Annotated in this window: 18 protein-coding genes; 8 read left to right on the top strand and 10 right to left on the bottom strand. The window is 73.9% G+C overall.

Annotated elements, in window-relative coordinates; translation table 11 throughout:
* Positions 1–51 precede the first annotated feature (51 nt).
* Both ACFCZN_RS07580 and ACFCZN_RS07575 read left to right on the top strand, forming a co-directional pair.
* The gene (locus ACFCZN_RS07580; protein ID WP_430556361.1) at positions 52–3,636 is read left to right on the top strand and encodes a hypothetical protein; all 3,585 of its coding nucleotides are present in this window, start codon (positions 52–54) and stop codon (positions 3,634–3,636) included.
* Positions 3,637–3,893: 257 nt separating this feature from the next.
* Complete coding sequence (locus ACFCZN_RS07575) at positions 3,894–5,216, top strand: MFS transporter (protein ID WP_429765506.1); 1,323 nt, start codon at positions 3,894–3,896, stop codon at positions 5,214–5,216.
* A 13-nt stretch (positions 5,217–5,229) separates the two neighbouring features.
* Here ACFCZN_RS07575 and ACFCZN_RS07570 read toward each other — a convergent pair whose 3' ends face one another.
* Positions 5,230–6,534 (bottom strand): MFS transporter, encoded by a 1,305-nt coding sequence (locus ACFCZN_RS07570; RefSeq protein WP_429765508.1) that lies wholly within the window; start codon positions 6,532–6,534, stop codon positions 5,230–5,232.
* A 79-nt stretch (positions 6,535–6,613) separates the two neighbouring features.
* Between ACFCZN_RS07570 and ACFCZN_RS07565 the strand changes: the two genes are divergently transcribed.
* The 3 genes from ACFCZN_RS07565 to ACFCZN_RS07555 all read left to right on the top strand — a co-directional run bounded on the left by ACFCZN_RS07565 (position 6,614) and on the right by ACFCZN_RS07555 (position 8,639).
* Positions 6,614–7,285 (top strand): YczE/YyaS/YitT family protein, encoded by a 672-nt coding sequence (locus ACFCZN_RS07565; protein ID WP_429765510.1) that lies wholly within the window; start codon positions 6,614–6,616, stop codon positions 7,283–7,285.
* A 62-nt stretch (positions 7,286–7,347) separates the two neighbouring features.
* Entirely contained in the window at positions 7,348–7,668 is a 321-nt protein-coding gene (locus ACFCZN_RS07560) for a GNAT family N-acetyltransferase (protein ID WP_430556360.1), read from the top strand.
* Positions 7,665–8,639 (top strand): DUF1524 domain-containing protein, encoded by a 975-nt coding sequence (locus ACFCZN_RS07555; protein WP_430556359.1) that lies wholly within the window; start codon positions 7,665–7,667, stop codon positions 8,637–8,639. The genes ACFCZN_RS07560 and ACFCZN_RS07555 overlap by 4 nt, the downstream gene beginning before the upstream one ends.
* A gap of 45 nt (positions 8,640–8,684) precedes the next feature.
* Here ACFCZN_RS07555 and ACFCZN_RS07550 read toward each other — a convergent pair whose 3' ends face one another.
* The 6 genes from ACFCZN_RS07550 to ACFCZN_RS07525 form a co-directional block, all read right to left on the bottom strand.
* On the bottom strand, positions 8,685–9,509 hold the full coding sequence (locus ACFCZN_RS07550) for a YceI family protein (protein WP_430556358.1): 825 nt from the start codon (positions 9,507–9,509) through the stop codon (positions 8,685–8,687).
* A gap of 8 nt (positions 9,510–9,517) precedes the next feature.
* Entirely contained in the window at positions 9,518–12,028 is a 2,511-nt protein-coding gene (locus ACFCZN_RS07545; RefSeq protein ID WP_430556357.1) for an MFS transporter, read from the bottom strand.
* A gap of 52 nt (positions 12,029–12,080) precedes the next feature.
* Complete coding sequence (locus tag ACFCZN_RS07540) at positions 12,081–12,545, bottom strand: MarR family winged helix-turn-helix transcriptional regulator (protein ID WP_430556356.1); 465 nt, start codon at positions 12,543–12,545, stop codon at positions 12,081–12,083.
* A 69-nt stretch (positions 12,546–12,614) separates the two neighbouring features.
* On the bottom strand, positions 12,615–13,466 hold the full coding sequence (locus tag ACFCZN_RS07535; RefSeq protein ID WP_430556355.1) for an SDR family oxidoreductase: 852 nt from the start codon (positions 13,464–13,466) through the stop codon (positions 12,615–12,617).
* Positions 13,467–13,474: 8 nt separating this feature from the next.
* Complete coding sequence (gene pgm, locus ACFCZN_RS07530) at positions 13,475–15,154, bottom strand: phosphoglucomutase (alpha-D-glucose-1,6-bisphosphate-dependent) (RefSeq protein WP_430556354.1); 1,680 nt, start codon at positions 15,152–15,154, stop codon at positions 13,475–13,477.
* A 53-nt stretch (positions 15,155–15,207) separates the two neighbouring features.
* Positions 15,208–16,566: an acetamidase/formamidase family protein gene (locus tag ACFCZN_RS07525; protein WP_430556353.1), complete on the bottom strand. Its 1,359-nt coding sequence runs from the start codon at positions 16,564–16,566 to the stop codon at positions 15,208–15,210.
* A gap of 258 nt (positions 16,567–16,824) precedes the next feature.
* Here ACFCZN_RS07525 and ACFCZN_RS07520 point away from each other — a divergent pair, with 258 nt between their 5' ends.
* Positions 16,825–18,765 carry a calcineurin-like phosphoesterase C-terminal domain-containing protein gene (locus tag ACFCZN_RS07520; RefSeq protein ID WP_430556352.1) on the top strand — a complete coding sequence of 647 codons (1,941 nt, stop codon included), beginning with the start codon at positions 16,825–16,827 and terminating at the stop codon, positions 18,763–18,765.
* 39 nt (positions 18,766–18,804) lie between these two features.
* On the opposite strand, the gene ACFCZN_RS07515 is transcribed toward ACFCZN_RS07520, so the two are convergent.
* Entirely contained in the window at positions 18,805–20,157 is a 1,353-nt protein-coding gene (locus ACFCZN_RS07515) for a M20 family metallopeptidase (protein WP_430556351.1), read from the bottom strand.
* Positions 20,158–20,310: 153 nt separating this feature from the next.
* Between ACFCZN_RS07515 and ACFCZN_RS07510 the strand changes: the two genes are divergently transcribed.
* On the top strand, positions 20,311–21,879 hold the full coding sequence (locus ACFCZN_RS07510) for an AbgT family transporter (protein WP_430556350.1): 1,569 nt from the start codon (positions 20,311–20,313) through the stop codon (positions 21,877–21,879).
* 55 nt (positions 21,880–21,934) lie between these two features.
* Here the strand turns inward: ACFCZN_RS07510 and ACFCZN_RS07505 are convergent, their stop codons facing one another.
* Entirely contained in the window at positions 21,935–23,575 is a 1,641-nt protein-coding gene (locus tag ACFCZN_RS07505) for a family 10 glycosylhydrolase (RefSeq protein ID WP_430556349.1), read from the bottom strand.
* Positions 23,576–23,751: 176 nt separating this feature from the next.
* Here ACFCZN_RS07505 and ACFCZN_RS07500 point away from each other — a divergent pair, with 176 nt between their 5' ends.
* Positions 23,752–24,714, top strand: a complete 963-nt coding sequence (locus ACFCZN_RS07500; RefSeq protein WP_429765532.1) for a peptidoglycan DD-metalloendopeptidase family protein — start codon at positions 23,752–23,754, stop codon at positions 24,712–24,714.
* A 10-nt stretch (positions 24,715–24,724) separates the two neighbouring features.
* Here ACFCZN_RS07500 and ACFCZN_RS07495 read toward each other — a convergent pair whose 3' ends face one another.
* Entirely contained in the window at positions 24,725–25,498 is a 774-nt protein-coding gene (locus ACFCZN_RS07495; protein WP_430556348.1) for an SDR family oxidoreductase, read from the bottom strand.
* Positions 25,499–25,551: the final 53 nt, after the last annotated feature.

Below are 25,551 nucleotides of genomic sequence, written 5' to 3'. Positions count from 1 at the left end.
GACCGCGGGCGGCGTCCGCCACCCGCGTACCACGTCAGTCAGGAGCGGATCATGCATACCCATGTCCGACGAGCGCTGAAAGTAGCGCTCGTCGCGGGCGGCCTCGTGGTCGCCGGGGCCGTGACGGCCCAAGCTGCGGACGATGACGTCGTCGACGCCACCGTCGGAACGGACACCTCGGTCGACCTCCGCCTGAGCGAGGTCTCCGAGGAGACGAACGATGCCGAGCTCGACACGCCCGTGGACCTCCCCGAGGTCGACACGGAGGGCGTCGAGGCCGTGGTCGACGCCGTCGCCGGCGACGACGGCGCGGCCGACGACGTCGCCGGGCCGGACGAGGAGTCCGACACGACGACCGACGACCTCGTGGACGCCGTCGCCGAGGACGTGCACCGGACGGCGGACGACGTCCAGTCCGGTGACGTCCAGGGCGTCGTCGAGGACGTCGCCGGGGACGACGGCGTCGTCGACGACGCGATCGAGGACCAGCCCGCCGAACCGGCGGGCGGCGACTCCGGGAACGACGGCGCTGCGAACGACGGCGCTGCGAACGACGGCGCTGCGAACGATGGCGCCGGGGCGGACACCGGGTCGGACGACGCGACAGCCGGGGACGGCGCCGGCGACGGTCCGGACGGGTCCGCCACCGAGGACGCGACGTCCGGCGGGGGCGACGACCGCGGGAGCGGCGACGTGCCGCAGCCCGCGGAGCGTGGCGCCGGGGGCGCGGTCGACGAGACCGTGGACCGTGCGTCGGACGCCGTGTCGGACGTGGCGGGAGCCGCCGACGAGGCGCTCGGCACCGGTGCGGACGTCCGGGACACCGTCGACGGGGTCACCGGTGACGGAGGTGTCGTGGACGACGTCCTCGGCGCCGACGCTCCGGAGTCCGGTGTGACCGACCAGGTCACCGAGCACGTGGTCGACGACGTCGAGCAGGCGACGGGACGTCTCGCCGCCGGTGACGTCGAGGGTGTCGTGGACGACGTCACCGCCGACGGGGGTGTCGTGGACGACGCGCTCGACGACCAGGGCGTCGATGCGGCGCTCGAGCAGGTCGGCGAGACCGCCGATTCGGCGACCGAGGCGGTGGACGAGGTCCTCGGTACCGGCACGGCGGTGCGGGACACCGTGGGCGGGGTCGCCGACGGCGCCGTCGACGCGGTGGCCGGTGAGGACGGCGTCGCCGACGACGTCCTCGGTGCCGACGAGGCCGAGGCCGGAGTCACCGACAAGGTCGTGGAGCACGCGGTCGACGACGTCGACGGCACGCTCGACGGCGTCACCGCCTGTGACCTGGAGGGCGTCGTGGACTCCGTCGTCGCCGACGACGGCCTCGTCGACGATGCGCTCGAGGGTGACGCGACCGCCGGTCTTCCCGGTATCGGTGACCTGGGGTCGGTCGACGGCCTGGGTGACCTCGACGGCCTGGGTGATGTCGGTGATCTGACCGGTGTCGTGGATGGTCTGCCTGGTCTTGGCGGCGGTGAGCTGCCGGGCGCTGGGCTGGGTGACCTCGGTGCGCTGACGGACGTCGACGCCACGGTCGAGGACGTGCTGGCCGGGGTCTCGGACGCGGCCGGTGCGCTGGACTCTGCGCTGGGTACCGAGCCTGTGGTGCAGGGCACGGTCGACGGGCTTCTCGGTGAGGACGGCGTCGCAGACGACGTCCTGGGTGCCGACGAGCCCGAGGCCGGTGTGACGGACGAGGTCGTGGGGCACGCGCTCGACGACGTCGACGTGACGCTGGGTGCACTGACCGCCGGTGACCTGGACGGCGTCGTGGACTCCGTCGTCGCCGACGACGGGCTCGTCGACGACGCGCTGGAGGACGGTGCGACCGACACGATCGTCGGTGACCTCGGTGACCTCGGTGACCTCGGTGACCTCGGTGACCTCGGTGACCTCGGTGACCTCGGTGACCTCGGTAACCTCGGTGACCTCGGTGAGGTGTCCGGGCTGGACGGCGCGGTGGACGAGCTGACCGCTGCGGTGGCCGACACCGCGGGCGCGGTCGACGGCGTGCTGGGCACGCAGTCGCTGCTGCGGTCCACGGTGGACGGTCTGCTCGGGCCGGACGGCGTGGTGGACGACGTCGTCGGCCCGGACGAGGCGCAGGACGGCGTCACGGACGGTCTCGTGGAGGCTGTGCTGGACGACGTCGACTCGACGCTCGTCTCGGTGACGGCCGGCGACCTGCCGGGCGTCGTCGACGAGGTCGCTGCCGAGGACGGCGTGCTCGACGACGTGCTGGAGGACGGCGGCGTCGACACGGCCGCGGACGACCTGGTCGATCAGGTCTCGGACCTGGCGGGCACGGTCGACGACACCGTCGGGACCGGGTCGCTGGTGCAGGATGTCGTGGACGGCATCGCCGGTGAGGACGGCGTCCTGGACGACGTCGTCGGTGCCGACGAGCCCGAGGGCGGCGTCACGGACGAGGCCGTGGAGCACGCGCTCGACGACCTGGAGCAGATCGTCGGCGACGTCACCGAGGGTGACCTCGGCGCCGTGACCGACGACCTCACGGCCGACGACGGCCTGGTGGACGACGTGCTCGAGGACCAGGGCCTGGACCCGGTGCTCGGGGACGTCGTCGACTCGACCGGCACGGTGGACGACCTGCTGGGCACCGGCTCGGCGGTGCAGGACACGGCCGACGGGCTGCTCGGCGAGGACGGCGTGGTCGACGACGTCGTCGGCGCCGACGAGCCGCAGGACGGCGTCACGGACGGCCTCGTGGAGGCCGTGGTCGACGACGTCGACTCGACGCTCGACTCGGTGACGGCCGGCGACCTGCCGGGCGTCGTGGACGACCTCACCGCCGACGACGGCCTGGTGGACGACGTGCTGGAGGACCAGGGTCTCGACCCGGTGCTGAACGACGTCGTCGACTCGACCGGCGCGGTGGACGACCTGCTCGGCACGGGTGACCTGGTCGAGGACACCGTCGACGGGATCGCCGGCGAGGACGGCACCGTGGACGACATCATCGGCGCCGACGAGCCGCAGGACGGCGTGACCGACGAGCTCGTCGAGCACGTCGTCGAGGACCTCAACGACACGGCGAACGACCTGCTCGAGGGCGACCTCGGGGCCGTGACGGACGACGTCCTCGCCGAGGACGGCCTGGTCGACGACGTCCTGGAGGACGGCACGACCGCCACCGATCCTGGTGACGGCACGGATCCCGGTGACGGCACGGATCCCGGTGACGGCACGGATCCCGGTGACGGCACGGATCCTGGTGACGGCACGGATCCTGGTGACGGCACGGATCCTGGTGACGGCACGGATCCTGGTGACGGCACGGACCCCGGTGACGGTGACAACGGTGGCGGTGGCAGCACCGACAACCCCGGTGACGGCACCGGCGACGGCGCGACCGGCCCCGTGGGCGGTCCGGTGGCCGAGGCGCCCGGCTCGGACGGTTCGGGACAGCTGAGCGGTACCGGGTCCGACGGCGCCACGGCGGCGTCCGGCGCTGCCGGTGCCGACGGGACCGACGCGATGCAGACCCTGCCGACGACGGGTGGGGACCTGCGGCTGCTGGGGCTGTCCCTGCTGCTGATGCTGACGGGCGGCGTGCTGCTGCTGCGTCGTCGGAGGGAGGCGCTCGCGGTCGCGACCCGCTGACCCCACCGGAGCCGGTACCGGCTCCGGACGGGGCGGCGCTGTCACGGGGGATCACTGGGGAGTGTCCCGTGGCAGCTCCGCCCCGGCTGGGGTCGGCGTGGGCGCAGCACGGCGCAGGGGGCCGGGCCGCGCCCACGACACCACCGGCACCGCGGGGTGCGCGTGGCGGCCCCGGGCGGACGATCACCGGACCCTCGACGGAGGTGCCCGGGAGACCCGCCCGGGGCTGCCCGTGGACACGCCTACCCTGGGACACCGTGCCCCGACTGATCGCCGACCTCACGCCGCTGCGCGTCTCCCCGGCGTTCCGTCGCCTGTGGTGGGGCCTCGGCGTCTCCAACATCGGCACGCAGATCACCGTGGTCGCGGTGGGCCTGCAGGTGTACGCCCTGACCGGGTCCACGCTCGCGGTGGGCACGCTGGGCATCGCGGCGCTGGTGCCGCTGGTCGCGCTCGGCCTGTACGGCGGGGCGCTGGTGGACCACTACGACCGGCGCCGCGTCTCGCTGCTCGCGTCGTCGGTGCTCTGGCTCGTGACGGCGGCGATCGCGGCGCAGGCCTGGCTCGACGTCGGCTCGGTGAACCTGCTGTACGGGCTGGTGGCGCTGCAGTCGGCGGCGTTCGCGATCAACAACCCGGCGCGCACGTCGATCGTGCCGCGCCTGCTGGAGCCGCAGCTCATGCCGGCGGCCCTCGCCCTGCAGACGCTGGCGTTCAACGTGGCGCTCACGTGCGGTCCGCTCGTGGGCGCGCTCCTCGTGGCCCGGCTCGGGTACGCCTGGGCGTACACCCTCGACGCGCTGCTGTTCACGGCGGCGCTGTGGGCGGTGTGGCGGCTGCCCGCCGTCCCGCCCGAGCAGCCGCTGGACGACGGCGCGGACGCTGACGCGACGGGCGCCGCGCCCGCCCGGCGGCGCGTCGTCGGGCTGAGCTCCGTGCTCGACGGGCTGCGCTACCTCGCGACGCGGCCGAACGTGCGCACGACGTTCGTCGTCGACCTGGCCGCGATGGTGCTCGCCTTCCCGCGCGTGCTGTGGCCCGCGGCGGGCGCCCTCTACCTGGGCGGCGGGGAGACGACGACGGGTGTGCTCGCCGCCGGGTTCGCCGTCGGCGGCATCCTCGCGAGCGTGTTCTCCGGCGCCCTCGTCCGCGTGCGGTGGCAGGGCCGGATCATCGTGTGGGCGATCACGGCGTGGGGGCTGAGCGTCACCGCCTTCGGCGCGGTGCTGGTCGCCGTCGGGCCGGGCGCGCCGGACGGCGTGCTGTGGGGCGCCGTGGTGCTCGCGGGCGTGGCGCTGCTGCTCGCGGGCGGTTCCGACGCGATCTCGTCCGTGTTCCGCCAGTCGATCCTGCAGACCGCGACGCCGGACCACATGCGCGGCCGCCTGCAGGGCGTGTTCATCGTGGTGGTCGCGGGCGGGCCGCGGCTCGGGGAGATGGTGCTCGGCTCGGAGGCCACGTGGTTCGGCGAGGGGTGGGCGGCCGTCGTCGGCGGGCTCGCGTGCGTCGCCGTGCTGTGGCTGGTCGTGCGGCTGCAGCCCCGGTTCTGGCGCTACGACGCGCGCCACCCGGAGCCCTGACCCCGCGGTTCGACTAGCCGGCGACGGCGGCGTACGGGCGCCGGCGTCTCATCCCGGGCAGCGCGGCGAGCGCCAGCAGGGCGCACGCCCAGCCGCCCGACATCGTGACGAGGAACCCGGCGTGCGAGTCCGCGGCGTCCACGGCCACACCGGCCAGCCACGAGCCGATCGAGACGCCCACGCCCAGCGACGTGCCCACCCAGGTGAGGCCCTCGGTGAGCTGGTGCGGTGCGACGAGCGCCTGCACCAGGGCGTTGCCGTTGATGAGCGTGGGCGCGATGGCGAAGCCGGCCACGAACATGACCACGCCCAGGACCACGAGGTTCTGGACGAAGAAGAACAGCGAGACGCCGACGGCGATCCCGCAGGCGGTGACCGTGAAGCGGACCGAGAGCGGGGACACCCAGTGCCGGGCCCCGTACGCCAGGCCCGAGACCATCGAGCCCAGCGCGAAGCAGGCGAGCACCAGCCCGGCGAGGCCCTTGACCCCCTGCTCCTCCGCGAACGCCACGGTGGCGACGTCGCTCGACCCGAACATGACACCCATGCCGACGAAGACGACGGCGAGCACCGGCATCCCGGGCATGCGGATCGCGGAGCGGCGCTCGAGCCGGACGGCGTCGGGGTGCGCCACCGTGCCGACGCGCTCGCCGTCCGCGGGCACGGCGGCGCCGCGAGCGGGCGGTTCTGTGCGCCGCTGCGTGAGGAACCAGGCGGCGCCCGCGCCGCCCACGACGGCCGCCACCAGCAGGCCGCCCGACGGGATCACCGTCGTCGCGAGCGTCGTGGCCAGCACCGGACCCACGATGAACACCAGCTCGTCGAGGGCCGACTCCAGGGAGTAGGCGGTGTGCACGCGCTGCGCCTCGGGCAGCACGTGGGACCAGCGGGCCCGGGCGAGCGACCCGTACGAGCCCTGGCTCGCGCCGCCGACCGCGGCGCACACCCACAGCACCCACTCCGGGGCGCCCAGGGTCGCGGCCGCCACCAGCCCCAGCAGCCCCACCGTCGTCGCGACCAGCATCGGGGTCATCACGCGGGCCTGACCCGATCGGTCCACGCGGCGGGCGATCTGCGGCGCGACCAGCGCCTGCGCCACCACCAGCACCGCCGACACCCGGCCCGCCATCGCGTACGAGCCGTACAGGGCCTGGACCATGAGCACCGTGCCGATGCCGACCATCGACATCGGCAGCCGGGCGATCACGCCCGCGGCGGAGAACGGCAGGGCTCCCGGCACGCGGAGGACGTCGAGGTACGGGTTGCGCTTCCGGGCGGCCGACGCCGTGTCGGGGCCCTCGGGGACGGGCACGGTCACTGCCGGATTCTCCCACCCCGGCCACGGGGCGGCAGCGCCACCGCGCGCGCCCGCCGCACGACGCCTACCGTGACGACCCATGACCGCCAGGGGCCGCGTGCGCGCGGCGCAGCTCGTCCCGCGTGCGCTCTGGGCACTCGGCGGCGTCGCGGTGCTCGCCCTCGGGTCGGCCGTGCTGCTGTCCGCGCACGTCGGCGTCGACCCGTTCACGGCGGCGAACATCGGGGTCAGCGGGCACCTCGGCATGGGGCTCGGGGCGTACCAGCTCGCCGTGAACGTCGTCCTGCTCGTGCCCGTCGTGGTGTGGGCGCGCCGCTACGTCGGCCTGGGCACGGTCATCAACATGGTGATGACGGGGTTCTTCGTGCAGTGGTTCGGTGCGCTGCTGGACCCCCTGGTGCCCGACCCGCCCGGCCACCTGCTCCAGGCCGTGCTCTTCGGGGTGGGGATCGTGCTGTTCACCGCGGGCGCGTCGGCCTACATGACCGCGGGGATCGGGACGGCGCCGTACGACGCGATCGCGCCGATCGTCGTCGACCGCACCGGGTGGCGCTACCGGGCGGTCCGGGTGGTGCAGGACCTGGCGTTCGTGGGGCTGGCGGTCGTGTTCGGCGGCCCCGTGGGGGTGGGAACGGTCATGACGGCGTTCTTCGCAGGGCCGCTCATCGACTTCTTCACCGTGCGGGTCAACACGCCGCTGCTGCACCGCCTGCTGCCCCGCGACGAGAAGCCGGCCCGCCAGGCACCGTGAGGTCCGTCTCGCCCCGGCACGGGAGGCGACAGACGCCGGGGTCAGCGGCCAGGATGGGGGCCATGAACGCCACTCCCACCCCCGTGACGGTCGTCGACGACCGCGATCACCAGGTCTTCCTCGCCCGGCTCGACGACGGTCGCCGCGCCGGCGGCGCGTACTACGAGCGGAAGGACGACGGGGGGGCGGCGGTGGTCGTCTTCACGCACACGGAGGTGGACCCCGCCTTCGAGGGGCAGGGGATCGGGTCCCAGCTCGCCGCCGGCGCGCTCGACCAGGTGCGCGCCGCCGGGGAGAAGATCGTGCCGCTGTGCCCGTTCGTCAAGGCGTACGTGCAGCGGCACCCCGAGTACGCCGACCTGCTCGCCCACCCCGCCCGGTGAGGGCTGCGACCACCACCCGGCGCGTCGGCATCGCGGCGCTGGGTGCCTCCGTCGCGCTGCTCCTCGGGGCGTGCGCCGGAGGCCTCGATCCCGCGGCGTCCGGGATCGGCGGCGCGGACGTGGATCCGCCGGCGGCGACGGTGGCGCCCGCGCCGGACGTGCCTGGGGAGTCCGCGCCGGGGGAGTCCGCGCCCGCGGCGTCCGGCACGGCGCTCGCGGCGCTCTCGGGCCTGCCGGTGAAGGGCCGCGCGCCCCAGACGGGGTACTCCCGCGACCAGTTCGGGCCGGCGTGGGCCGACATCGACCACAACGGCTGCGACACGCGCAACGACGTCCTCGCGCGCGACCTGACGCGCACCGTCACGGACCCGGGCACGCACGACTGCATCGTGCTGAGCGGCGTGCTCGCCGACCCGTACACGGGCACGCGGATCGACTTCCTGCGCGGGCAGGCGACGTCCACCGCGGTGCAGATCGACCACGTGGTCGCGCTGTCCGACGCGTGGCAGAAGGGGGCCCAGCAGCTCGACGGCGTCGCGCGCCGGCAGCTCGCCAACGACCCGCTCAACCTGCTCGCCGTCGACGGGCCGACCAACTCGGGCAAGGGCGACGGCGACGCCGCGACCTGGCTGCCGCCGTCCAAGGCGTTCCGCTGCCAGTACGTGGCGCGGCAGGTCGCGGTGAAGCAGGCATACGCCCTCTGGGTCACGCAGGCCGAGCACGACGCCATCGCGGGCATCCTGGCCCGGTGCCCCGACGAGCCGCTGCCCGCCGGCGGGCCCGCGCCCGACGTCGCGCCGGTCGACGATCAGGGGGACGACCCGGCGGACGACGACGCCGGCGCCGAGCCGCAGGAGCCGTTCGCGAACTGCGACGCGGCGCGGGCGGCCGGGGCGGCGCCGGTCCACCGCGGGGACCCCGGCTACTCCTCCCGGCTGGACGGCGACAACGACGGGACCGCCTGCGAGTAGCGCCACGACGTCGGGCGGGGCGTCGGCGGGGCGTCGGGCGGGGCGTCACGCGGGCAGCGCGGCGCCCTGCGCGGCCTGGATCTCCAGCTCGACCTTGAGGGTGGTGCCGACGATGGCGACGCCGGCGGCGGCGACCTCGTTGTACCGGATGGCGAAGGCGTCGCGGCGCAGCTCGGTGGTGGCGCGGAACGCGGCGCGCACCACCCCCTGCGCGTCGGCGCCGGTGCCCAGGTAGGTCAGGTCGAGGTCGACGGGGTGCGCCAGCCCGTGCAGGGTGAGGTCGCCGTGCACGGTCCAGCGGCCGTCGGCGACCGGGCTCATCCCCGTGGAGCGGTACGTGATGTGCTCGTACCGCTCCACGTCGAGGAAGTCCGGGGAGCGCAGGTGGCCGTCCCGGTAGGCGTTGCCGGTGTCGATGGACGCCGCCGCGATCACCGCGGCCACGCCGGACCGGGAGACGTCGCCGGGCGCGACGTCGATCCGGCCGGCGAGCTCGGTGAACCGGCCCCGCACGCTGGAGATGCCCAGGTGCTGGGCCACCGCCGTCACCGACGAGTGCGCCGGGTCGATCGTCCACGGCCCCGGCGGCGGCAGCTCCGTGCCACCCTGCCGGGCCAGCGTCACCGTGCCGAGGGCGGCGCGGCCCGCCGCGGTGACGATCGCCGACGTCGCGGCGGGCGCGTAGCCCACCGCGGTGACGATGGCGACGTACCCGCCCGGGGCGAGCGCGGCCTCGCCGCGCACCGCACCGTCGTCGTCCGCGGCCACCCGCAGCACCTGCGCGCCGCCGGCGTCCGTCAGGGTGACGACGGCGTGCGGCACCGCCCACCCGTCGCGCGTCCGCACGCTCGCGGTCAGGATCCCGCTCACCTCCGCGCTCACTCGGCCGGGTGGGCGAGGACGATGTCGTGACCGTCGACGCCCGCGCCGGCGAGGCTCAGCGCCGTCGCGGCCGGCGGGTAGCCCGTCGCGATCACGGTGTACTCGCCGCCGTCAAGGTCGGTGAACGCGTAGGCGCCGTCCGGGCCGGTCGTGGCCGTGCCCGCGACGTTGCCGGCCGCGTCGACGAGCGTCACGCGGGCGTCCGCGAGCGGGCCGTGCGGGGCGCGCACGACGCCGGTCACCCGGGCGCCCGCGGCGAGCTCGACCTCGACGCGCGTGACGCCGGCGCCGCCCACGTCGACGGGCAGCGCCCGCGGCCGGAACCCGGCGGCGTTGACCGCCACGGTGACCGGTCCGGGCACGAGCTCCTCGAGCGCGAACGTGCCGTCCTCCGCCGTGCCGGTGCTCGCCTGCAGGTCGCCGCGAACGTCCGTGACCAGCACCATCGCGCCCGCGACGGGCTGCAGGTCAGGGCCGCGGACGACGCCGCGCAGGCCGCTGGTGCCGCTGAGCAGCACGTCGTGGGCCAACGGCGTCGCGCCGACGACGATCGTCGAGGCCTGCGGCTGGAACCCGTCGGCCGAGGCGATGAGCACGTACGTGCCGGCACCCGGCGCGTCGACCGCGTAGGCACCGTCGGAGCGTGCGATCGCGAGGCCGAGCTGGCGCCCGCCGAGCGAGATGAGCGTGATCGCCGCCTGCGGCAGCGGGGCGCCCTCGGCGCCGCGGACCAGGCCGTGCACGGTGACACCGCCCGGAACGCCGCCCGTCCCGCCGTCGCCGACGGGCGGGCCGCCCGCGGCCGGGACGGCACGCCGGGCCGTCGGCTCGGCGCCGACCGCGACGAGCTCCGGTGCATAGGCCTCGGTGTCCTCGACGGCCTCCGTGGCCGCGGAGTCGGCCTCCTCGGCGGCGGACTGGTCCATCGCGCCCTTGGTCTGCAGCGGGACCTCCTTGATGAAGACCACGAGCAGGAAGGCGACGAGAGCGGCGCACGCGCCGATGAGGAAGACGTCGGCGATGCCGTGCCCGTACGCGCTCTCGAGGACTCCGCGCAGGGGCTCGGGCACCTGGTCCATGTCGGGGATCTCGCCCGAGCCGCCGGTCGCGCCCTGCGCGAGCTCGGCGCCCTTCGGGCCCAGGTTCCGCAGGCCGTCCGCGACGTAGTCGGGGATCCGGTGCGCCAGGACGGCGCCGAGCGCGGAGACGCCGATCGCGCCGCCGAGCGAGCGGAAGAACGTCACCAGGGAGCTGGCGGAGCCCAGGTCGGCGGGGGCCACCTGGTTCTGGGTGCAGAGCACGAGGTTCTGCATCATCATGCCGACGCCGACGCCCATCACGGCCATGAAGACGGCGACGTGCCAGTACTCGGTGTCGTACCGGATGGTGCCCAGCAGCCCGAGCCCGGCGGTGAGCAGCAGGGCGCCGGAGACCAGCCAGCCCTTCCAGCGACCGGTCCTGGTGATGATGAGGCCGGAGAGGGTCGACGAGACGAACAGGCCGCCGATCATCGGGATCGTCATGACGCCGGCCATCGTCGGCGACTTGTCGCGCGCCAGCTGGAAGTACTGGCTGAAGAAGATGGTCCCGGCGAACATCGCCACGCCCACGAAGAGCGACGCCACCGAGGACAGGGCCACCGTGCGGTTGCGGAACAGCCGCATGGGGATGATCGGCTGGGAGACCTTCGACTCGACCAGCACGAACAGCAGGACGAGGACGAGCGCGCCGCCCGTCATCGCGTAGGTCTGCCACGAGTTCCAGTCGTACTTGTCGCCCGCGAACGTGACCCACAGGAGCAGCAGACAGACGGCGGCGGTGGAGAGGAACGCGCCGCCCCAGTCGATCTTCACGTTGTCGCGCTTCACGACGGGCAGGTGCAGCGTCTTCTGCAGCACGATCAGGGCGACGAGCGCGAACGGCACGCCCACGTAGAAGCACCAGCGCCAGCCGAGCCAGTCGGTGTCGGTGATGACGCCGCCCAGGAGCGGGCCGCCGACGGTGGCGACGGCGAACGTGGCGCCGAGGTAGCCGGAGTACCGGCCCCGCTCGCGCGGCGCGATCATCGTGGCCATGACGATCTGCGCCAGGGCCGACAGGCCGCCGGTGCCGATGCCCTGGAACACCCGGCAGACGATCAGCCATTCCGCGGACTGGGCGAGCCCCGCCGCCGCCGAGGCGAGCACGAAGATCACCAGCGCGACCTGCACCAGCACCTTCTTGCTGAACAGGTCGGCGAGCTTGCCCCACAGCGGGGTGGTGGCGGTCATCGACAGCAGCGAGGCCGTGACGACCCAGGTGTAGGCCGACTGGCCGCCGCCGAGCTCGGCGATGACCTCCGGCAGGGCGTTCGAGACGATCGTGGAGGACAGGATCGCGACGAACATGCCCAGCATGAGGCCCGACAGGGCCTCCAGGATCTGGCGGTGGGTCATCGAGACCCCGGCCTGGTGGTCGGTGCGCCCGCGCTTGGCGTGCGCGGGCGCCGCCGCTGTGGTCGATGCCATGAAGGTCCTTCCGAGGTGCTGCGGGGGGAGGTGCTGCGTGTGCGTGAGGGCGTCAGGCCCGGGCGGGGACGGCGGCGCGGGCCGACGTCGGGCACTCGGCGAAGCTGCCGTGCAGCCGGGCCATGAGCTCCGTCAGGCGGTCGATCTCGGCGTCGTCCCAGTCGCCCATCCGCTCGGCGAGCAGACCGGCGGTGGTCGCGGAGATCTGCTCGAGCTTGCGCTGCCCCTCCGAGGTCAGGCTGAGGATCCACGACCGTCGGTCGTCCGGGTCGGGCGTGCGCTCGACCCACCCCTGCTCGACGGCGTGGGACGCGTGCCGGCTGGTGACGGACGGGTCCAGCCACAGCAGGTCGGCCAGGCGGCTCAGCCGCATCGGCCCCTGTCGCCGCAGGGTCGACATGACGGCCGTCGGCCCGACGGCGCAGTCGTGCGGCAGGTTGCGCACGATGGTGCGCTTGACGACGCCGACAGCGCGCAGCTGGCGCTGGAGCTCTTCGTACCGCGCGTGCTCAGGCATGCTCGCCCACTCCCATGTTGGTTGCGGGGAGCAAACATAAAAAGGTTGCCTGCTGAAATCAAATGGATGTCAGGGAGTGGTCGTGCGGCGCCGCGCCTCGCGCGCCATCGTCGCCATCGCGCGGACCCCGTACCGGAGGTGCACCCGCTGGGGGCGGCCGCCGCGCGTCAGGGCGTCGGTGCCCCCGTCGCAGTAGACGACCTGGCCGGTCGTGAAGCGGTTCTCCCGCGAGACCAGGAACGCGAGCAGGTCGGCCACCGGGGCGATGGGTCCCGGCGCGCCGAGGGGTTGGGGGAGCGCCGTCTCCAGGAGGACCCGGTCGCGCTCCCAGGTGCGGGTCACGACGTCCGTGGCGACGATCCCCGGGGCCACGGCGTTGAGCACGATGCCGTCGCGGGTCCACTCCGGCGACACGGCGGTCGCCCGTGTCCACAGGTTGAGGGCCGCCTTGCTGGACCGGTAGAGCTGGCTCCCGCGACCGGTGCGGGTCAGCCGGCGCGCGACGGCGAGCGCGCGCCGCTCGTCGCCGCTGCGACAGGCGCGGACCAGCGCCCCGCTGCCGCGGTTCAGCGTCGACGACGACGAGACGACGACGGCGGCCGGGGCGTCCGAGGCCGCCAGGCAGTGGCGCAGGCCCTCCAGCACGCCGGTGGCGCCGAAGTAGTTCAGCGCCACCGTCTCTGGCCGGGGCGCGCCGGCGCCCGCCGCCGCGACGACGCCGTCGACCCGCCCGCCGCCGAGGGACCGCACCCCCTCGACCAGGTCCGCCCGGCCCTCGGTGGTCGTGAGGTCGGCGCGCACGTCCACGCCGTCCGCCAGCCCGCAGGTGATCACCCGCCCGCGCGCGGCGAGCAGGTCGGCTACCGCCCGGCCCAGGCCGGAGTCCGCGCCGGTGACGACGTACGTGCGCAGGTGCGGCACGGCGGTCGTCAGGCGTCGCCGAGCGCGCCGTCGACGAGCTCCTTGGCGGCGGCCTGCACCTCGGCGAGGTGGTCGGCCGACACGAACGACTCGGCGTAGATCTTGTACACGTCCTCCGTGCCCGACGGGCGGGCCGCGAACCACGCGTCCTCGGTGGTCACCTTGAGGCCGCCGATCTTCGCGCCGTTCCCCGGCGCCTCGGTGAGCGTCGCGGTGATGTCCTGCCCGGCGAGCGTCGTGGAGGCGACCTCGTCGGGGGACAGAGCGGCCAGGCGCGACTTCTGCGCGCGCGTGGCCGGCGCGTCCACGCGGGCGTACCAGGACTCGCCGTGGCGGTCGACGAGGTCGGCGTGGTGCTCCGACGGCGTGCGACCCGTCGTCGCGATGATCTCGGAGGCGAGCAGCGCGAGCAGCAGGCCGTCCTTGTCGGTGGACCAGACGCGGCCGTCGCGGCGCAGGAACGACGCTCCCGCCGACTCCTCGCCCCCGAACCCGACCTCGCCGTTCAGCAGGCCCGGTACGAACCACTTGAAGCCCACGGGCACCTCGACCAGCTGCCGGCCCAGGCCCGCCACGACGCGGTCGATCAGCGCCGACGACACGAGCGTCTTGCCGACCGCCGTGCCCTCCGGCCAGCCGGGACGCGCCCCGCCGTACAGGTACCCGATCGCGACGGCCAGGTAGTGGTTGGGGTTCATCAGCCCGGCGTCGGGGGTCACGATGCCGTGCCGGTCGGAGTCCGCGTCGTTGCCGGTCGCGACGTCGTACGGCGCGTCGCCGGCCATCTTCTCCACGAGCGACGCCATCGCGTACGGGGAGCTGCAGTCCATGCGGATCTTGCCGTCCCAGTCGAGCGTCATGAACGACCAGCGCGGGTCCACCTGCGGGTTCACCACGGTGAGGTCGAGGTCGTACCGCTCGCCGATCGCACCCCAGTACTCGACCGACGCGCCGCCCAGCGGGTCCGCGCCGATGCGCACGCCGGCCGTGCGGATCGCGTCGAGGTCGACGACGTTCGGCAGGTCGTCCACGTACGTGGTGAGGAAGTCGTGCTTGTGGGTGGTGTCGGCCCCGAGCGCGTCCTCGAGCGCGACCCGGCGCACGGACGCGAGCCCGCCGGTGCGGAGGATCTCGTTCGCGCGGTCCGCGATCCAACCCGTCGCCTCCGACCCGGCGGGGCCGCCGTGCGGCGGGTTGTACTTGAAACCGCCGTCGCGCGGCGGGTTGTGCGACGGCGTGACGACGATGCCGTCCGCGAGGCCCGGCCCCTGCGTGCGCACGCCGTCGCCCGTCGTCGCGCCGTTGTGGATGAGGATCGACTGCGACACGGCGGGCGTCGGCGTGAACGAGTCGCGGGCGTCGACCATCACCGTGACGCCCGCCGCGGCCAGCACCTCCAGCGCCGTCTGCCACGCCGGCAGGGACAGGGCGTGCGTGTCCCGGCCGATGAACAGCGGGCCGTCCGTGCCCTGCGACGCCCGGTACTCGACGATCGCCTGCGTGATCGCCGCGATGTGCGCCTCGTTGAACGCGGTGTCCAGGCTGGAGCCGCGGTGCCCGGACGTGCCGAACACCACCTGCTGCGCCGGGTCCGCGACGTCCGGCGCGAGGTCGTAGTACGCCCCCACCACCTGGTCGACGTCGATGAGGTCGATGTCCTGGGCCGGCTTCCCCGCGCGCTCGTGCATGGGGTCGATCTTGCCAGTCGTCGCCGCCGGGTGTCAGGGCTGTCCCGCCGCCGTCAGCCTCGGAAGTCCGCCTTGCGCACCAGCCCGTGCACGCCGACCGTGCGGTCGACGACCTGCGAGACGGCGAAGTCGGCCGCCGCGGACAGGTACGCGTACGCGATCGCGCGGTCCAGGCCCTGGTCGTGCTCGAGGAAGTCGAGGGCGTTGACGACGGCGCGCCGCATCGCGACGTCGAGGTCGGAGCCGTTGCCGCCCACCGCGCCGTCCGGGTCGGACAGGCCGATGGGGATCCAGGCGTCGGCGGTCTCGGCGAACGGGTACGAGTACGCGACGGAGGGCGCGTCGCCCGAGCCCGGCTTGCACACGGTGAGGCGGAACGTGCCCCGCAGCGAGCCCTCCATCGCGGTGAGCGCCACCTCGCCGTCGCCCATCGCCATGTGCGGGTCGCCGACGTAGAACAGGGCGCCCGGCGCGCGCACCGGGAGGTAGAACGTGGAGCCCGCGCCCAGCCGGCTGATGTCGATGTTGCCGCCGCCCAGCGTGGGCGGGATCGAGTTCGCCTCGGGGGCGGTGAGCCCCGTGTTCTCCGAGAACGCGACGCCCATCGTGCCGAAGAAGTACCGCAGCGGGAACGACACGCGCGAGCGCCCCTCGCCGATGACCGCCTTGCCGCCCCGGATCTGCGCGAGCACCGACACGTTGCCGTACTCGGTGGGGACGCCGGTGGCGCGGCCGTCCGTCGCGACCGGCGGCATGACCTCGTCGAGCGTGATGCCGGCGGGTGCGCCCGAGGAGGTGAGGGCCAACGCGCCCTTGCCGTGCCGGGACGAGATGACGCCGTACGGCACGCGCGGCACGACGTCGAGCGTCTCGATCTTCAGCACGTCGCCGGGCGCGGCGCCCTCGACGTGCACGGGGCCGGTGATGACGTGCGGTCCGTCGGTGTCGAAGTTCCGCGGGGTGCGGTCGTAGCCCTCGGCGATGGCGACGGCGTCGTCCAGCACCTCGCGGCGCCGGACGCCGCGCTCGCCGAACCACGCGACGGGGTCGCGGCCCTGGTCCTCGAGGATGCCCTCGTGCGACACCGAGTCGATGGTGATCGTGCGGCCCGACCGGACCCGCGTGACGGCGGTCGCGTGCACGGAGGGCACGTAGCCCCACAGGACGTCGTCGACGTCGGAGCGCAGGTAGTGCTCCCCGCGGATGCGGCCCTGGCCCGGCTGCAGGATGCCGCCGAAGCTGCCCGCGCCGCCCCGGCCCGCGGCGGTGGTGCCGCCCGAGGTGGCCGCGGCGGGGACCGCCGCGCCGACAGTCAGCGCGGCCCCGGCGCCCACGCCGGCCGCGGCCTGCAGGAACCGTCGGCGCCCGAGGCCGGCGGTGAGGGTCTCGGCAGCGTCTCGTCCGTCGTGCATGGTGCTCCTCCTGAGGTCGGCTGGGCCCGACGGTAGGGAGCCCGCATGACGCCCGTGTTCGGGACGGGTGTCCGCCGGGTAACGGGCGGGCCTCGTTCGCTGGGAGTTCGCCGTGCCCCGTCTGACGTTCGGCTGCCCGGCGTCTCGACGTCACCGGACGGTTGCCTCGGCCGCCTACCGTCGTCGCCATCGGCATGCCGGAGCGCCCTGACGAGGGCGTGTACTCGATCCGCTCTCTCACGACCCCGGAGGAAGTACATGAACCCCCGCAGCATCCGCCAGGCCTGTGCCGCGGCCGGCGCCGCCTCGCTCGTCGGGCTGGTCCTCGTGGCGCCCGGCGCCGCGGCCGCGCCGTCGCCCGACCCGGCCGAGGTGAAGGCGGCCGCGGCCGCCCAGCGCGCCCAGGCCGGCCTGTACACCGGTTCCGTCGAGGTCGTCCGCGGCGACGCCGCCGACCCCGAGGTGCTCACCGGCACCGTGTTCCACGACAAGGACGAGGACTCCACCCAGGACAAGGGCGAGAAGGGCGTCGCCGGCGTCCAGGTGTCCAACGGGCGCGACGTCGTCACGACCGACGGCCAGGGGCGCTACCGCCTCCCGGCCTTCGACGACATGACCGTCTTCGTCACCCAGCCCGCGGGCTACCAGGTGCCGGTGGACGAGAACGCCATCGCCCAGTTCAGCTACAACCACCTGCCCGAGGGGTCGCCCGACCTGAGGTACGGCGGCCTCGAGCCCACCGGGCCGCTGCCGAAGGCCGTCAACTTCCCCCTCGGGAAGTCGAAGGCGACCGGCAGGGCGAAGCAGAGCTGCCCGATCGCGGCCGACACCCAGACGTACGACCTCACCCAGGTCGGCTACGCGCGCGACGGCGCCGTCGCGGACCTCATGGCCCGCGACGACTACGCGAGCTGCGGCGTCCTGCTGCTCGGCGACAACGTGGGCGACGACCTGAGCCTGTACCCCGAGCTCAAGGACATCTACGCCGCCGCGAACGGCCCGGTCCGCATGGCGCCCGGCAACCACGACATGGACTACGACGCCGCCGACGACTCCCGGGCCCTGGACACGTTCCGCCAGGAGGTCGGCCCCGGCTACTTCTCCTACGACGTCGGGCAGGCGCACGTCGTCGTCCTCGACAGCATCGTCTACAAGGGCGCCAAGCCGGACGGCAAGAACGGCGGCTACTGGGAGCAGATCGACGACCAGCAGCTCGCCTGGCTCGAGGCGGACCTCGCCGAGGTGCCGAAGAACAAGCTCGTCGTGGTCGCGACGCACGCACCGATCGTCGACCACCGCCAGGTGATCGTGGACAACGCACCGGAGCTGTACGACGTGCTGCGCGGGCGCAACGCGGTGACCGTCGGCGGGCACACGCACATGCTGGAGAACCTGCTGCCGGGCGACACGCGCGCCGAGTGGCAGGCGGGAGGCGTCGAGGAGCTCGAGCACACCCAGCTCGTGGCCGGCGCCGTCTCGGGCGACTGGTACTCCGGCGGCCTCGACGAGCAGGGCCTGCCCTACGCGTACATGGCCGACGGCGCCCGGCCGGGCGTCCTCACCCTGGACCTCGACGGCAACGCGTTCGCCGAGCGGTACACGATCCGCGGGGAGCAGGACGACCTCCAGCTCGCCCTCGGCGTGAACACGCCGCACTGGCGCGACTGGGCCGGCGAGGCGCTCGCGTGGCGCGACGGCGGCAAGGAGGGCGACGCGCCCGCGCTCGGCGACGAGAGGCTGGTGAGTGCCGACGACCTCGCGGGCGACAGCTGGCTCACCGCCAACTTCTATGCCGGCTCGTCGGCCGCGAGCGTCGAGGTGTCGATCGACGGCGGTGCCGCGGTCGAGGCCGAGCACACCCAGCCGATGACGGGCGAGTCGCTGCGCACCGGCTGGGAGTACTCCGACCCGACGGCGGCCACGCGCAACCTGCTCACCAGCGGGAACGCGACGCGGTCGAACGCGCACCTGTGGCGGCTGCCCCTCCCCGAGGACCTGGGGGCGGGCACGCACGCCGCGACGGTGACGGCCGTCGACAACCACGGCCGGGAGTTCACCGACACCCTGCGGTTCACGGTGGCCGACGACCGGCCTGCCGCGACCGCGACGGTGCTGCGCGGCGACGTGCCGAGCGACGACGCGCCGGTGCAGCCGGCACCGCAGGGCCCCGCCGACCCGGCGGAGCTCACCGCTCGGTGACCGGTACCGCACGCTGACGGGCGTCGCCCCCCGACCCGCTCAGTCGAAGTAGGTCGGCACGTCCAGCGGGCCGCCGTGCGCGACGAACTCGTCGTGCACGGCGGTCCGCAGCGCGTCGTCCGTGAGGTACTCCAGGGCGGTGAGGGCCAGCCCGACGGCGCCGTCGACGGCGGCCGGGACGGCCGCCGCGCCGCCGGCGGCGTCGGCGAACTCGGCGGTGTGCAGGGCCACGTCGGGCGCCGACACCTGGATCAGCGGGTGCATGCCGGGCACGCGGAACGACACGTTGCCGAAGTCGGTGGACGCGGCGAGCGTCTCGGACACGACGCCGGGCGGCAGCGGGTCGCGCCCGCGCCGCCGCTGCGCCGCCACCCAGCGCTCGGTGAGCGCCGCGTTGGTGCGCACGGGCAGGCTCGGCAGGGCGCCGTCGTCCCACACGATCTCGACCTCGGTGCCGGTCATGAGCGCCGCGCCGCGGGCGACGTCGTCGAGCCGCGCCGACAGGTCGCGCAGGGTGTCCGGGTACTTCGACCGGGCGTAGAGCCGCATCACCGCGCGCTCGGTGATGATGCTGGGCCGGGTGCCGCCCTCGACGACGGTCGCGTGCACGCGGTCCACCGGTGGCAGCTGCTGCCGCAGCAGCCCGATGCCCTGGTAGGCGAGGTTCGCGGCGTCGAGCGCGTTGCGCCCCATGAACGGCTGGGCCGACGCGTGCGCCGGCCTGCCCGTGAACGTCCAGGTGAGCAGCCGCCGCCCCAGCCACACCTGCTCGGCGACGTCCTGCCCGTACGGGTGCACCATGATCGCCGCGTCCACGTCGTCGAACGCCCCCGCACGGGCCAGCACCTCCTTGCCGGAGCTCCCCTCCTCGGCGGGGGTGCCGAGCAGGACGACGCGACCCGCGGGCGCGCCCGCCGAGGCCAGGACTCCGCGCAGCGCGAGGAACGCGCCCACCCCGGCGGCGGCGATGACGTTGTGCCCGCAGGCGTGCCCGATGACGGGCAGCGCGTCGTACTCCGCGCAGATCGCGATCGTCGGGCCGTCGCCGGCCCCCGTGAGCTCCGCGCGGAACGCCGTCGGGACGCCGTGCGCGCCGAGCTCGGCGTCGATCCCGTGCCGGGCCAGCACCTCGACCAGCAGGGCGGCGCTGCGGTGCTCCTCCCAGGCCGGCTCCGGGTCGGCGTGCAGGCGTTCGACGACCTCCCGAAGGTCGGGCTCCAGGGCCTCGGCCGCGCGCTCGACGGCGTCCGCGACGGCGGCGGGCAGCAGCGAGGGGGCGACGTCGGACGGCGGGGCCGACCGACGGCGCTCCTCGCTCTCGTGGAACAGGTGGTCGAGGTAGGCGGTGCTCGGGCGGGCGGGCTGCGTGGCGTTCGCGTCGGGCACGGTCATGTCAGGCATCGTAGGGAAACCGGCGCGGCGCCCGGGAGGAATCGCGCGAATCTCACGATGCGGACGAATCCGCCGATCTCTCGCCATGGGTGACCGGGGCCACTACGTTCGGGCGGACACGCCCGCGGCGGCGGGCCGACCCGGGGAGACCGCGTGACCAGCACCCTCGACACCCGATCCCGCACCGACCGGTTCCTGGCCGTGGTGGAACGGATCGGCAACAAGCTGCCCGAGCCGTTCACGCTGTTCCTCATCCTGTTCGGCGTCATCGCGCTGGCCTCCACGGGCATGGCGCTCGCGGGCGTCACCGTGCAGATGCCCGGCAGCGACGAGGTGGTCGAGGTCAAGGGCCTGTTCACCGCCGAGGGGATGACCTGGCTCACCGAGAACCTCGGGGAGAACTTCCTGGGCTTCCCGCCGCTGGTCACGGTGCTGCCGATCCTCATGGCGGTCGGCGTGGCGGAGAAGTCGGGTCTGCTCGGCGCCGCCGTGCGGTACGCGTTCGGCTCCGCGCCGCGGTGGGCGCTCGCGTACGCCGTCGGGTTCGTCGGCGTGATGGGCAGCATCATGTCCGACACCGCGTTCATCATCATCCCGCCGCTGGCGGCGATGGTGTTCCGCGCGGCCGGTCGGCACCCGGTCGCGGGCCTGCTCGGCGGGTTCGCCGCGGCCGGCGCGGGGTACTCCACGAACATCCTCGTCACCAGCCTCGACGCGCTCTTCGCGGGCATCACCAGCTCGGTCGCGCAGATCCTGCCGGACCCGGGCTCGCCCGTGAACCCGCTGTCGAACTGGTTCTTCAACGCCGTCTCGTCGATCGCGCTCGCCCTGCTCGCGGGCTTCCTCATCGACAGGGTGCTCGAGCCGCGGATCCGCCGCCAGCGCGTGCCGGTGGAGCAGGTGGCGGAGGACGGCGAGGACCCGCTCGCCTCGGCCTCCGCGGCCACGACGACGGACGAGCGTCGCGGGCTGCGGAACGCTCTGCTGGTGGCGCTCGGCGTCGCGGCGGTCATGGCGGCCGCCGTGCTCGTGCCCGCCTCGCCGTGGCGCAACGAGGACGGCGCGTTCCTGCCCGAGTCGCCGCTGCTCAGCTCGATCGTGTTCATCGTCTTCACGATGTTCCTGGTGCCGGCGATCGTCTACGGGCGGGCGGTCGGCACGGTCCGGCGCATCGAGGACGTGCCGATCATGTTCGGCCAGGCGCTGAAGGACATGATCGGGTTCGTCGTGCTGGCGTTCGTGCTCGGCCAGTTCATCGCGCTGTTCAACTGGTCCGGCGTCGGGCAGTGGATCGCGGTGTCCGGGGCGTCGGCGCTCGAGTCGATCGGGCTCACCGGCTACGGCGCGATCCTCGGCTTCCTCGTCGTCGCGTCGCTGCTCAACCTGTTCATCATCTCGGGCTCGGCGCTGTGGACGCTCATGGCCGCCGTCTTCGTGCCGATGTTCGCCCTCATCGGGTACGAGCCCGCGTTCGTGCAGGCGGCGTTCCGCGTGGGCGACTCGGCGACGCAGATCATCACGCCGCTCAACCCGTACATGATCGTGCTGCTCGCCTACCTGCGGCGGTGGGAGCCGAGCGCCGGCCTCGGCACCGTGATGGCGCGGCTGCTGCCGTTCACGGTCTGCTTCTGGCTGGTGTGGGCCGCCATCCTCACGGTGTTCTTCGTCCTCGACCTGCCCGTGGGCCCGGGCAACGGGATCTTCCTCTCCTCCGCCGGCTGAGCCTGTCGAGACCCTTCGGCCGGGTCTCGACAGGCTCGACGGTCGTGGGGAGCGCTCAGCCGGCGGTGCGGCTCCGGCTCGGGGCGGACTCGTTCCACAGCCGGTCGAGGGCGGTGACGGCGTACGTGTACCGCTCGCCGCCCACGGCCGTCGCGTCCGTGAAGGACTGCAGCACGTGCCCGTCCGAGCGGACCGTGCCGAGCAGCTGCGTGGCGTCCTCGACGTCCACGGGGACGCGGTCCCCGGCGGCCCGGTAGACGGCGAACGACGTCGCGCGCCGCCGGTGCGGCGCCGCGTCCACCCAGCGCAGCCGGACGCCGTCGCGCTCGCGGCGCGCGTGCGTGAGCGTCGGCCGCTCGACGGCGGTGCCGGGCAGGTGCGGCATCGTCGGGACGAGCGCGGGGTGGCTGTAGTGGTCCGCGAAGACCCGCGACATGGAGCCCTGCGGGTCCTGCGGCACGTGCACGGCCGAGAAGTACACGTTGCCGTGCACGGGCGTGCCCTGCTCCGTGACCTCCGCGCAGAACGTGAGGTGGTTGCTGAGCTCCGCCGGGTCGGTGAACACGCCCGACGTCACCTTGTACAGCGCCTCGCCGATGTACAGGTGGGTGCCCGACGTCGCCGCGACGTCGGCCCACCACGGCACGAGCTTGGCGTAGTCCGCGACGGCGAGCCCGAACTGCCAGTAGATCTGCGGGTTGATGTAGTCGAGCCAGCCCTCGAGGACCCACTTGCGGGTGTCGGCGAACTGCAGGTCGTAGCTCTGCGAGCCGCCGGTCTCCGAGCCGCGCGGGTCGGTCGACGCGTTGCGCCAGATGCCGAACGGGCTGATGCCGAACTTGACCCAGGGCTTGAGCTCCTTGATGCGCTCCGAGACGGTCCGGACGAACTCGTCGACGTTGTGCCGCCGCCAGTCCTCGATCGTCGCGAAGCCGCCGCCGTGCTCGGCGTACGTGGCGGCGTCGGGCAGGGTCTGGCCCGCCACGGGGTACGGGTAGAAGTAGTCGTCGAAGTGCACGCCGTCGACGTCGTAGTGCTCGACGCTGTGCAGGATCGCGGCGTAGATGTGCTCGCGCGCCTCCGGCAGGCCCGGGTCGAAGTAGAGCTTGCCGCCGTACGGCCACACCCAGTCGGGGTGCTGCCGGGCCGGGTGCTCGGGCACGAGCTTCGTGGGGTCCGTCTGCATCGACACGCGGTACGGGTTGTACCAGGTGTGCAGCTCGAGGTTGCGGGCGTGCGTCTCCGCCACGACGAACGCGAGCGGGTCGAACCCGGGGTCGCCGCCCTGGGTGCCCGTGAGGTACTGCGACCAGGGCTCGTACGGGCTGGGCCAGAACGCGTCCGCCGTCGGCCGGACCTGCACGAAGACGGCGTTGAGGTGCATGCCGACGGCGACGTCGAGCCAGTGGAGGTACTCGGCCTTCAGCTCGTCCGTGCTCAGGCCGGTGCGCGACGGCCAGTCGATGTTGACGACCGACGAGATCCACATCGCGCGCAGCTCGCGCTTGCGGGCGGTGGTCCCGGCGGCGGCCTTCGGGGTGGCCTCCGAAGCTCTGGCGGGCGTCATCGAGCCGACGGTCACGGACAGCGCCGAGCCCGCCACCCCCGCCGTCGCGAGGGAGAGGAAGCCGCGCCGGTCGAGGGCGCGCTCGCTCGCGCCGTGGTCGGCTCGGCCGGTCGGATCGGGGTGCGTCATTGCAGACCTCCGGTGGTCAGGCGTGGGGTAAGGGAGTTTCACGCTCACGGGTACCTGTGAAGACGAGTGTCGCGGATGTGGTACCGCGCGCGCCACCCCCGCGCCTGTGCTTACCGTGCGTTCGGGCAACGACGCCCCGGACCTTCTGACGCGGAGAGGGCACCACCATGCGCACCGTGCGACGCATCATCACGACCGGAGTCACCCTGGGGATCGCCACGGCGGTGGCCTTCACGAGCGGGGTCGCGGGGGCGGGGGCCGCGGCGGCCGCCGTCCGGCCGCTCCCCGACAAGAGCTACGGGCTCTCCTCCTACTACGGGCCGAGGTGCATGCCCATCAGGGGAGCGTCCACCTCCCACCTCGGCCAGGACATGAGCGCGAAGAAGGGCACCCCGATCAAGTCCGTCGCCCCCGGTACCGTCGTCAAGGCCGGGTCGGCGCCCGGCTTCGGCCAGGTCGTGGTGGTGCGCTCCAACGCCGACGGCGGCAAGGTCTTCGCCGTCTACGGCCACGTCGTCGACGGCGACAAGTACGTGAAGGCCGGCAAGTACGTGAAGCGCGGCCAGCGCATCGCCGACGTCGGCAGCTCCGGCACGTCCACCGCGCCGCACCTGCACCTGGAGATCTGGAAGCGCGAGTACAAGGGCTCCGGCAGCACCACCGACCCGCTGCCGTGGATGAAGAACCACGGGGCGTCGCTCACCGCCGGCGCGGCGTGGGCGTACAAGCGGGTCGTGCCGAAGTCCTGCAACTACTACACGACCACCAAGGTCAACCTGCGCTCCGGCCCGGGCACCGGCTACCGCGTGCTCAAGACCGTCAAGGTCAACCGCTGGCTCACCGCCAAGCCCGGCGCCGGCTCGGGCGTGTGGCGCAAGGTGAGCTACGGCGGCACCACCGGCTGGATGCACGCGAACTACGTCTCCCCGGGGCTCACCTCGCTGGGGACGCGGTACGTGAAGGTCGACGGCCTGCGGCTGCGCTCGGGCCCAGGCACCGGCTACAAGGCCATCGACACGCTCAACAAGGGCAAGGCCGTCAAGAAGATCTGGGACTCCTCCGGCGGGTGGGTCAAGGTGTTCGTCAACGGCCACCAGGGCTACGTCGCGTCGAAGTACGTCGGGTCGACGAAGCCCTGAGCGCCGGGCGTCAGACGGCGTGCCGGTCCGTGGCGTTGAGCCGCGCGACCGTCGCGTCGTAAGCGCCCGACGTCTCGGCGAAGCGGAGGAACTTCACGCCCTCGACGAGGATCTCGTGGGCGTCGGGACGGGCCGCGAGGAGGTCGACCACCTCGTCGGCGAACGCGTCCAGCGGCATGGCGATCGGGTTGTCCTCCTGCCCCGGCATGAGGGCCGTGCGGACCGCGGGCGGCACGATCTCGATCACCTGCACGCCCGCCGGCTCGAGCTGCAGCCGGATGCCCTCGCTCAGCCGGTGGACCGCGGCCTTGGTCGCGTTGTACGTGGGCGTCACGGCGAGCGGCACGTGCGCCAGCCCCGAGGAGACCGTGACGAACGCGGCGCCCGAGCCCGCCGCGGCGCGGGCACGCAGGTGCGGCAGGAACGCGGCGGCCAGGCGGATCGGGCCGAGCAGGTTGGTGGTCACCGTGCGCTCGGCGGTGGCGAGGAAGTCGGACGAGGTCCAGTCCTCGGGCTGCATGATGCCCGCCATGGCGACGACGGCGTCCAGGCCGGGGTGGCGCTCCAGCACCACGTCGCGGGCCGCCTCGATGCTTGCGGCGTCGGCGGTGTCGACGCGGACGGCGTCGATCCCGGGGTGGGCGGCGACGATCTCGTCGAGCAGGGCGGTGCGGCGGCCGCCCACGATCACGGTGCTGCCGCGGGCCTGGAGCCGGAGGGCGAGCGCGAGGCCGATGCCGCTGGTCGCGCCGGGGACGAAGACGGTGCTGCGGGTGAGGTCCATGCCCCTCACCCTGCGCGGCCCGGCGCGCGGGCGGGAGAGGAGCGGTCGTCGGG

The organism is Isoptericola sp. NPDC056134, assembly GCF_042264825.1.
Lineage (GTDB): Bacteria > Actinomycetota > Actinomycetes > Actinomycetales > Cellulomonadaceae > Isoptericola > Isoptericola nanjingensis.
Note: the sequence above shows the minus strand (reverse complement) of the source record. Positions and strands in the feature narration are given on the sequence as shown.